This is a genomic window from Streptomyces recifensis, assembly GCF_002154615.1.
Lineage (GTDB): Bacteria > Actinomycetota > Actinomycetes > Streptomycetales > Streptomycetaceae > Streptomyces > Streptomyces griseoluteus.
In genome coordinates this window covers 1-9,349 of the sequence record NZ_MUNH01000273.1, presented here as the reverse complement: position 1 = coordinate 9,349, position 9,349 = coordinate 1, and the positions used below count along the sequence as shown (strand labels likewise).

Annotated in this window: 10 protein-coding genes; 3 read left to right on the top strand and 7 right to left on the bottom strand. The window is 73.8% G+C overall.

Features of this window, described 5'->3' with window-relative positions; all coding sequences use genetic code 11:
* Positions 1-303 (top strand): DUF6286 domain-containing protein (locus tag CCN33_RS16190; protein WP_244173828.1); only part of this gene is annotated, 303 nt, incomplete at its 5' end.
* Complete coding sequence (amaP, locus tag CCN33_RS16185) at positions 300-890, top strand: alkaline shock response membrane anchor protein AmaP (protein ID WP_400902084.1); 591 nt, start codon at positions 300-302, stop codon at positions 888-890. The genes CCN33_RS16190 and amaP, both read left to right, overlap by 4 nt.
* Positions 891-909: 19 nt before the next feature.
* On the opposite strand, the gene CCN33_RS16180 is transcribed toward amaP, so the two are convergent.
* The 5 genes from CCN33_RS16180 to CCN33_RS16160 all read right to left on the bottom strand — a co-directional run bounded on the left by CCN33_RS16180 (position 910) and on the right by CCN33_RS16160 (position 5,676).
* Positions 910-1,665: an SDR family oxidoreductase gene (locus CCN33_RS16180; protein ID WP_086694314.1), complete on the bottom strand. Its 756-nt coding sequence runs from the start codon at positions 1,663-1,665 to the stop codon at positions 910-912.
* Between the two features lie 4 nt (positions 1,666-1,669).
* Positions 1,670-3,463, bottom strand: coding sequence for a glycoside hydrolase family 15 protein (locus CCN33_RS16175; protein ID WP_086694313.1), 1,794 nt, complete (start codon positions 3,461-3,463; stop codon positions 1,670-1,672).
* Positions 3,464-3,529: 66 nt separating this feature from the next.
* The gene (locus CCN33_RS16170) at positions 3,530-4,360 is read right to left on the bottom strand and encodes an SURF1 family cytochrome oxidase biogenesis protein (protein ID WP_208621773.1); all 831 of its coding nucleotides are present in this window, start codon (positions 4,358-4,360) and stop codon (positions 3,530-3,532) included.
* Positions 4,361-4,376: 16 nt separating this feature from the next.
* Entirely contained in the window at positions 4,377-4,610 is a 234-nt protein-coding gene (locus CCN33_RS16165) for a hypothetical protein (RefSeq protein ID WP_078858611.1), read from the bottom strand.
* 82 nt (positions 4,611-4,692) lie between these two features.
* On the bottom strand, positions 4,693-5,676 hold the full coding sequence (locus tag CCN33_RS16160; protein ID WP_086694311.1) for a DEDDh family exonuclease: 984 nt from the start codon (positions 5,674-5,676) through the stop codon (positions 4,693-4,695).
* 241 nt (positions 5,677-5,917) lie between these two features.
* Here CCN33_RS16160 and CCN33_RS16155 point away from each other — a divergent pair, with 241 nt between their 5' ends.
* Positions 5,918-6,964, top strand: coding sequence for a zinc-dependent alcohol dehydrogenase family protein (locus tag CCN33_RS16155; RefSeq protein WP_086694310.1), 1,047 nt, complete (start codon positions 5,918-5,920; stop codon positions 6,962-6,964).
* Here CCN33_RS16155 and CCN33_RS16150 read toward each other — a convergent pair.
* Positions 6,951-8,354, bottom strand: a complete 1,404-nt coding sequence (locus CCN33_RS16150; protein ID WP_208621772.1) for a CoA transferase — start codon at positions 8,352-8,354, stop codon at positions 6,951-6,953. The genes CCN33_RS16155 and CCN33_RS16150 overlap by 14 nt on opposite strands.
* Before the next feature lie 75 nt (positions 8,355-8,429).
* The coding region (locus tag CCN33_RS16145) for a S8 family peptidase (protein WP_167387871.1) at positions 8,430-9,349 on the bottom strand (920 nt) is incomplete at its 5' end.

The window sequence follows — 9,349 nt, the reverse complement described above, 5'->3', positions numbered from 1 at the left end:
ACCCCCGGCCTGCGCAACCTGCTCCCCATGCTCCGTCCGCGCTACGACGTACGCGCCGCGCTCACCCGTGACGCCGCCGCTCAGGTGCTGCGGGACCGGGCCGTGGAGGTCTCCGGGGTGCGCGAGGCGCGGGTCAGGATGCGCCGCCGCCGGGCCGAGGTGCGGGTGATCTCGCACTTCCGGGACCCCGCCGAGGTGCGGAGCGACCTGGACACCGCGCTGGCCGGTGCCGTGACCGACCTTGGCGTGGTCCGGCGACCCAAGCTGTCGGTACGCCTCAGGGGACCGGGGAAGAAGGGATGAGGGGCATGCGTTCAGGAGCCGTCAACCGCGTCCTGCTGGCGCTCGCCGGCCTGGTGCTGTTCGTGCTCGGCGGGTCGGTGCTGGCCGTCGGCCTCGGCGCGCCCTCGCCCTCCTGGTGGCCGCACTCGGGACGGCACGACGTATTGCTCAGCCGGGCCGAGCGCACCGCCTGGCGGGACCAGGACTGGTGGTGGCCCGCTCTGATCGCGCTGCTGGCCGTTCTGTTCCTGATCGGTCTGTGGTGGCTGGTGTCGGTGCTGCGCAGGCACCGGCTGTCCGAGATCCTCGTCGACAGCGGCGACGGCACCGGCGCCCTGGTGCGCGGCGGCGCGCTGGAGTCCGCGGTCGCGGACGACGCGGCCCGCCGGCCGGGCGTGGCCGGGGCCGGCGCCAGTCTGAGCGGCCGCCGTACGTCCCCCGCGCTGGGCGCCGGGCTCCGCCTGGAACCCGGCGCCGCCCCGGCCGCCGCGCTGGCCGACTTCGCCGCGCATCCACTGGGCGCGGCCCGCGACTCCATGGGCATCGAGACGCTGCCCACCGTGGTGCGGCTGCGGGCGAAACGGCACAAGGCGGACCGGGTGAGCTGACGATCCGCCCCGGAAGGACTCAGAACCCGTGCCGCATGCCCCCGTCGACCGGGAGCATGACGCCCGTCAGATAGGACGCCGCCGGGGACAGCAGGAACGCGGCCACCCGCCCGAACTCGTCCGGCGTCCCGTACCGGCGCAGCGGGATGCGGGACTCGTTGGCCGCCTTGGTGGCCACCGGGTCGGCGGAGAGGGCGTCCAGCTCGCGCACCCGGTCGGTGTCGATACGGGCCGGGAGCAGGCCGACGACCCGGATGCCGCGCGGGCCCAGCTCGTCGGAGAGGGACTTGGCGAACCCGGCGAGGCCCGGCCGCAGCGCGTTGGAGATGGTCAGCCCGGCGATCGGCTCGTGCACCGAGCCCGACAGCACGAACCCGATCACCCCGCCCGGCTCCAGCTCCGCCGCCGCGGCGCGGGCCAGGCGTACCGCGCCGAGGAACACCGACTCGAAGGCGTCCCGCCACTGCTCGTCGCTGTTGTCCGCGACCAGGCCGGGCGGCGGACCGCCGACGCTGATGAGGATGCCGTCGAAACGGCCGAAGCGCTCGCGGGCCGGCGCGATCAGCCGCTCCGGAGCGTCCGCCTCGGCATTGTCGACGGCCACGCCCACCGCGTCCGGGCCGAGCTCGGCGGCGGCGTCCGCCACCCGCTGCTCGTCCCGGCCGGTGACGACCACCTTCGCCCCGTCCGCGACCAACTGCCGCGCGGCCGCGTTGCCCAGGCCCCGCGAGGCGCCGGTGACGATGTACACCCGGTCCTTCAGTCCAAGATCCATGCTCCTATCCTGCCTCGTCGGTGCCGAACAGTGTGAAGGCGGTGTTCACCAGCGCGATATGGCTGAACGCCTGCGGGAAGTTGCCGAGCTGGCAGCCGGCCTCCTCGTCGTACTCCTCGGCCAGCAGCCCCACGTCGTTGGCCAGCCCGGCCAGCCGCTCGAACAGTGCGCGGGCCTCCTCCGTGCGGCCGGTCAGGTGCAGGGCGTCGGCCAGCCAGAAGGAGCAGGCGAGGAAGGCGCCCTCGCCCTCGGGCAGCCCGTCGACCACCGGGCCCTCGGGGTCCTCGGTGTCGTAGCGGCGCACGAAGCCCCGGTCGCCCAGGTCGGCGGCGATCGCGTCGACCGTGCCGATCACCCGTGGGTCCTCCGGGGGCAGGAAGCCCACGCGCGGGATCAGCAGCAGCGAGGCGTCCAGCTCGCGGGAGCCGTAGTACTGGGTGAAGGTGTTGCGCTCGGGGTCGTAGCCCTTGGCGCACACCTCGGCGTGGATCTCGTCGCGCAGCTCCCGCCAGCCGGACAGGTCGCCCTCCAGCTCGGGGTGCTCCTGAAGGGTGCGTACGGCGCGGTCCACCGCCACCCAGGTCATCACCTTGGAATGCGTGAACTGGCGGCGCCCGCCACGCACCTCCCACAGCCCCTCGTCCGGCTGCCGCCACTGCTCCTGGAGGAAGTCGATCAGCGCGCACTGCAGCGCCCACATGTGCGGCCGGGCCGACAGGCCCGATTTCCGGGCCAGCCACAGGGAGTCCATCACCTCGCCGTACACGTCGAGCTGGAGCTGGTCCACCGCGCTGTTGCCGATGCGGACCGGCGCCGACCCGGCGAACCCGGCGAGCCAGGGCAGCTCGGTCTCCGGGAGCCTGCGCTCGCCCGCCACCCCGTACATGATCTGGAGGTCCTCGGGGCTGCCCGCGACCGCTCTGAGCAGCCAGTCGCGCCACGCCTCGGCCTCCTCGTGGTACCCGGCGGCGAGCAGCACGTCCAGGGTGAGGGTGGAGTCGCGCAGCCAGCAGTACCGGTAGTCCCAGTTGCGCACCCCGCCGAGCTTCTCCGGCAACGAGGTGGTGGCCGCCGCGACGATCCCGCCGGTGGGCCGGTAGGTGAGCGCCTTCAGGGTGATCAGCGAGCGCACCACGGCGTCCCGGTACGGCCCCTCGTAGCGGCACCGCCCGCTCCAGCGCCGCCAGTCCCGGACGCTGGAGCTGAGCGCCTGGTAGGGGTCGATCAGCCGGGGGCGCGGCTCGTGCGAGGGGTGCCAGGTGAGCACGAACGCCACCCGCTCGCCCTCGGCCAGGGTGAACTCCGAGTGCGTGCCGAGGTCCTCGCCCCAGGTCCGCACGTGCGGCTCGGAGCGCAGCCAGGTGGAGTCCGGGCCCGCGACGGCCACCCGGTGCCCGTCCGCGCGGCGCATCCACGGCACGATGGAGCCGTGGTCGAAGCGCAGCCGGAGCGTGCTGCGCACGGTGACCCGGCCGCTGACGCCCTCCACGATCCGGACGACGTCCGGCACCCTTTCGCGCTGCGGCATCAGGTCGGTGACACGCACGGTGCCCTCGGGGGTGTCCCACTCGGTGTCCAGCACGAGGGTGTCGGGGCGGTAGCCGCGCCGGGTGCAGGTGCCGGCGCCCTTCGGCGCGATCCGCCAGTAGCCGTTGTCCTCGTCGCCCAGCAGCCGGGCGAAGCAGGCGCCGGAGTCGAACCGGGGCAGGCAGAGCCAGTCGATCGAGCCGTCCCGGCCGACCAGGGCGGCGGTCTGCTCGTCGCCGATGACGGCGTAGTCCTCGATGCGCGGGTTCACGGGTTGGCGATTCCCCATGCGGCCTGACGGCCAATCAGGTGGTGCGCCGGGGGAGTGACGCCCGGCTCACACGGCGGCGGGCTCCGCCTCGGCCGCGCTCTCCTGCTCCGCCGCGGCGGCCCGGTCGCGCAGCTCGCGCCGGACCAGGAACCACCAGCCGACGGGCACGGCGGCGGCGAACAGCCACCACTGGATCATGTACGCGTAGTTCAGCGGGGCGTCCTCGCTGCCGGGACTGGAGATCTGCTCCGGGCTGCCCCCCTTGGGCTCCGGCGCGGTCTGCTCCACATAGCCGCCGAGCACCGGGGCGCCGAGGCGCTCGGCCTGGTCGGCGCTGTTGATCAGCATGACCTGGCGGTCCGGCAGACCGGCGATCTGCTTGATCCCGCTGGCCTCGGTGGTCTCGTCGGCCTTCAGCCGGCCGGTGATCGTGACCTTCCCGGCCGGGGGCGCGGGGACCTTCGGGAACTCGGTCTGGGCGCCGTTCGCCGGAATCCAGCCCCGGTTGACCAGCAGCACCCGGCCGTCGGTCAGCCTCAGCGGGGTCAGGACGTGGAAGCCCACCTCGTCGTCGGCGTTGGTGCGGCGCCGGACGACCTCCTCGTGGGCGGTGTCGAAGGTGCCGGTCGCGGTGACCGTGCGGTACTTGTCGGCGTGGGTGACGGCGCGGCCGGGGGAGGTGAGCCGCTCCACGGGCACCGGATCGGCGTGCAGGGCCCGCGCGACCAGGTTGTTGCGGGCGGTGCGTTCCTCGTACCGGTGGTGCTGCCAGAAACCGAGCCTGATCATCGTCGGGATCAGTGCGATCACGACGAGGGTGAGGATCACCCACTGGCGGGTGAGCAGGAAGCGGTAGCGGTGCACCCCACGACGGTACCTCCGGGCCGTGGGGCGCATTCGGGCGGGTACCGGGTCAGACCCGGTCCACCACCCCCGCCTTCCCCTCCGCGCGGGCGCAGTGGGCGCCGCAGTACCAGTGGCCCTCCACCTCCACGCCCTGCCCGATGATCTGCACCCGGCAGTGCTCGCAGATGGGTGCCATGCGGTGGATGGCACAGGAGAAGCAGTCGAAGACGTGCACCGCGCCCTGTGCGTGGACCTCGAAGGTCATTCCGTAGTCATTGCCGCAAACTTCGCATCTCGCCATGCGCCTCAGAGTGAGCCGTCCCCGGCCGCCGGGCGAGCGGGCGCGGGCGCGAATCGCGGGGAATCACCCGTCCGTACGGCTGTCAGCCGGCCGCTTCGACGTCGCGCAGCAGTTGTCCGAAGGCGGCCTCGTCGATGACCGGGGTGCCGAACTGGCGGGCCTTGGCCGTCTTGGAGGTGCCCGAGTCGGGGTCGTTGGTGACCAGCAGGCTGGTCAGCCGGGAGAGGCTGGTCGCCACGTGCAGCCCGGCCTCCGTGGCCCGGTCCTCCAGCAGCTCGCGCTCGGTGGAGGTGTCACCCGAAAAGGCGACCCGCATGCCTTGCTTGAGACGTTTGCCCGGTTCGTACCGTCCGGGGTTGGGGTACGGACACGCGGGCCGCTTGCGCGCCGGGCGCCAGCCGGGCCCGCGCCCGCCGCCGTAACCGCCGGTCGCCTGACGGCCGATGAGCGGGGTGTCGGACCACTCGGTGAGCGGACGGCACTCCAGCAGCGGCAGCCGCACCTCGTTCGCGGCGGCCGCCCTGAGGCTCGGCCGGAACGCCTCCGCCAGCACCCGCGCGTCGTCCAGCGCGTGGTGCGCGCGCTGCTGCACGACCCCGAAGTGTGCGGCCAGCGACTCCAGCTTGAAGTTGGGCAGCGGCAGCCGCAGCTCCTTGGAGAGCGCGATGGTGCACAGCCGCTGGCGCACCGGGGGCTCGCGCCGGGCGCGCGCGTACTCCCGCGCGATCATCTGCCAGTCGAAGACCGCGTTGTGCGCGACCAGCACGCGGTCCGCCAGCCGGGCCGCGAACTCCTCCGCCACCTCCGTGAAGAGGGGCGCCCCTTCGAGCACGTCGCTCGTCAGCCCGTGTATCCACACCGGGCCGGGGTCGCGCTCGGGGTTGACCAGCGTGTACCAGTGGTCCTCGACCTCGCCGCGCGCGTCCAGCCGGTACACGGCCGCGGAGATGATGCGGTCGTCGCGGGCCAGCCCCGTGGTCTCGACGTCAACGACCGCGTATCCCTTCGGATACACGGCCGGCCACGGGGTGGGCGAGGACACTGCGGTCGCGGGGTCTTCGAGCATGGTCAATGAGGATACGGGTCACCGCCGACAGCCGGGCACGCCCAGGGGCTCCCGCCCCACCGACCGGGTCGTACCTCGCATGGGTGTACGCCCCCAAGGCCGGTACCGGCCAACGCCCTTGAGCACGTCGCCGCTGGTCCGGGGCCCCTCGCGGCGCGGACCGGTCCCGCGACGGCGTACCGTGGGTGCGCTCGGCACATCTCCGGGCACTCCCGCCTCCCGGTACGAGAAGGACCCCGTCATGCGCGCCACCACCATCCACGCCCCGTTCGACATGCGGGTGACGGATGTGCCCGAGCCGATCGTGCAGCTCCCCACCGACGCGGTCGTACGCGTGGTGCGCGCCTGCATCTGCGGCAGCGACCTGTGGGCCTACCGGGGCGAGGCGGCCCGGCAGCCGGGGCAGCGGATCGGGCACGAGTTCCTCGGTGTGGTGGAGGAGACCGGCTCCGACGTCGGCACGCTCCGGCGCGGAGACCTCGTGGTCGCGCCGTTCATGTGGTCCGACGGCACCTGCGAGTACTGCGCCGAGGGCCTGACCACCTCCTGCGTGCACGGCGGCTTCTGGGGCTCCGTCGGCTACGACGGCGGCCAGGGCGAGGCGGTACGGGTGCCGTTCGCCGACGGCACGCTCGTCAAGCTGCCCAAGGAGGCGGCTTCCGACGACCACCTCCTCACCGGCCTGCTCACCCTCTCCGACGTGCTGGGCACCGGCCACCACGCCGCCCTCGGTGCGGGAGCCCGCCCCGGCGCCACGGTCGCCGTCGTCGGTGACGGCGCCGTCGGCCTCTGCGCGGTGCTGGCCGCCAAGCGGCTCGGCGCCGAGCGGATCATCGCCCTCGGCCGCCACGAGGCGCGCACCGACATCGCCCGCCGCTTCGGCGCCACCGACGTCGTCGCGGCCCGCGGCGAGGAAGCGGTCGCGGCAGTCCGCGAGCTGACCGGTGGCCAGGGCGCGCACGCCGTGGTCGAGGCGGTCGGCACCGAGCAGTCCATGAGCACCGCCGTCAACATCACCCGCGACGGCGGCGCCATCGGCTTCGTCGGCGTCCCCCACGGCAGCGGCACCGGCCTGGACCTCAGCGTCATGTTCGACCGCAACATCGCCCTGCGCGGCGGCGTCGCCCCGGTCCGCACCTACATCCCGGAGCTGCTGCCCGACGTCCTGAACGGCACCATCGACCCCTCCCCGGTGTTCGACATGACCGTGGACATCGAGGGCGTCCCGGCCGGCTACCGGGCGATGGACGAGCGCACGGCGCTGAAGGTCCTCGTCACCAACGGCTGATCGGTCGGCTCCACGCCGCCGGGCTGGACCCCGGGGGGACGGGCGCGGTGGCCCAGTCGGCCGGCCCCCCGGTGAACGACACCGGGGGCCGGGCGTACCGCAACCGGCCGAGCGGGCTGTCCCGTTCGGCCAGCCACGCGTCCGGGCCCTCGTAGTCCGGGCCGCCCGGACGCGGGTCCCGCCCCGCCTCGTCGGTCAGCCAGTGCGCGGTCCGGGCGAGCGCGAGGCGCACCAGGCGGCCCCGGCCGTCGCGGGACCGTTCTACCAGGGCCCGCAGGATGCCCGCGGCCAGCAGATAGCCCGAGCCGTGGTCCAGGGCCTGGGCGGGCAGCGCGCCGGGCTCCATGGTCGAGCCCTCGGTGGCCGCGATGCCGGTCGCCACCTGGACCAGGCTGTCGAAGCCACGCCGCTCACCCCAGGGTCCGTACGCGCCCCATGCCGAGATCTGGGCGACGACCAGACCGGGGTACCGCTCGGCCAGGGCCTCGGGGGAGAGGCCGAAGCGGTCGAGGGCGCCGGGGCGGTATCCGGTGACGACCACGTCGGCGGAGGCCAGCAGGTCGTTCAGCGCCGCTGCGCCGGCAGTGAGGTCGAGGGTGGCGGAGCGTTTCCCGAAACCCGTGTCCGCGTGCTGGTCGGGCAGTTCGGGCAGCTCGGGGGCGTCGACGCGCAGCACGTCGGCGCCGAGCAGTGCGAGGGTGCGAGTGGCGACGGGCCCGGCGAGGACACGGGTGAGGTCCAGGACGCGCAGCCCGGCGGCGGGCAGCAGCGGGCCGGACTCCTTCTCCAGAGGGGGGAGCCGGCGCGCCGAGGGCGCGCCGATCGGGCCGCGCTCCACCAGGGGCCGCCTGGCCACCTCGGTGCCCTGCGGATGTGCCGCCCACTGTCCGGGGGTGCGCAGGGCCACCGCCAGGCCCCCGGCGGCGTACACCGTCTCCTCGATGTCCAGGGCGGAGCGTTCGAGGAGCAGCCGCTCCACGTCCTCGGGCCCGGCGCCGTCGGGCAGGCCCAGCGCAGCCAGGAGACGCTGTTGGTGGTGCGGGTAGTTGGCGTGGGTGCGCACCCAGCCGTACGCCGCCCGCCAGAAGCGGGACAGCGGGGCGAAGCTGACCGGGGCGCGGCCGTCGATCCGCAGCAGCCGCTCGCTGTGGAAGGCGGTGACGACCGCGCCGTCGTCCACCACGGCGCGCGGCACGGTGCCCAGCCCGGCCCGCAGCGCGCCCAGCTCGGCGGCGGCCAGCGCGCACGTGCCCACGCACGCGCGCGCCAGCCGCTGCACGGGAAGGCGGGCGATCAGGGCGCCCGGCCGCTCGACGCAGACCAGCCGGGCGAGCAGCGCGCGATCGCCGCCCAGCGCGACCCAGGCGGACTTGATCATGGGATCGATCATGGCCGCACTATGCATCAGCCGCCTGATGTCGACAAGAAGGCGCCTCAGGACCTGGGACAGGCTCCAGGGCGGGTCCTAGTGGCTCACCGCCGCCAGGGCGTCCGCGATTCCCCAGCCGTAGAAGCCGTTGCGGTTCTTCGTGCCCTCGCACACCGCGTCGACCTTGCCGTCACTGTTGATGTCGTACGGGTCGGTGCACGGCGTGGCCGTCGCCTCCGCGTACAGCAGGGCCTTCACCGCGGCGGCGGGGGCGTGCGGGTGGACCGACTTGATCAGCGCGGCGACACCGGCGACGTGCGGGGAGGCCATCGAGGTGCCGGCCATGTAGCCCCACTTGCCGCCGGGCAGCGGGCCGAGGATGAGGCCGCTGGTCGCGGGCGGGGCCGGGGTCTGGTAGGCGGTCGAGTCACCGCCGGGCGCCGCGATGTCGATCGTGCCCAGGCCGTAGTTGGAGAACGACGACTTGATGCCCTTCGCGCCGGTCGCCGCGACCGTCACCACACCGGGGAGCTGGGTGGGTATGTCGAAGCACGTGCGCGGGTCGACGGTCCGGTCCGAGGGGGTGCCGTCGTTGGGGGAGGAGGGGTCGGTGATCGAGTCGGCGGCGAAGTCGTAGTTCTCGTTGCCGGCCGCCGCGACGTTGACCGTGCCCTTGCTCTCCGCGTACCGGGTGGCCCGCGTGATGGCGTCCACCAGGGCCTTCTGGTCCGGGTCGCCGGTGCAGTTGAAGTACCACGGGTCGGTGTAGTAGCTGTTGTTGGTGACGTCCACGTGGTGCTCGGCCGCCCACACGAACCCGCAGACCACGGCCTCGGTGTAGAAGTAGCCGTCCGGGTTGGCCACCTTGATGCCCGACACCTTCACGCCCGGCGCCACACCCGTGATGCCGACGCCGTTCTTGGCGCCCGCGATCTCACCCGCGACATGCGTACCGTGCGGCGACTCCGACGCGCTGGGCCGCCAGGCGCCGTCCGCCGTGTCCGGCGCGCCGGACA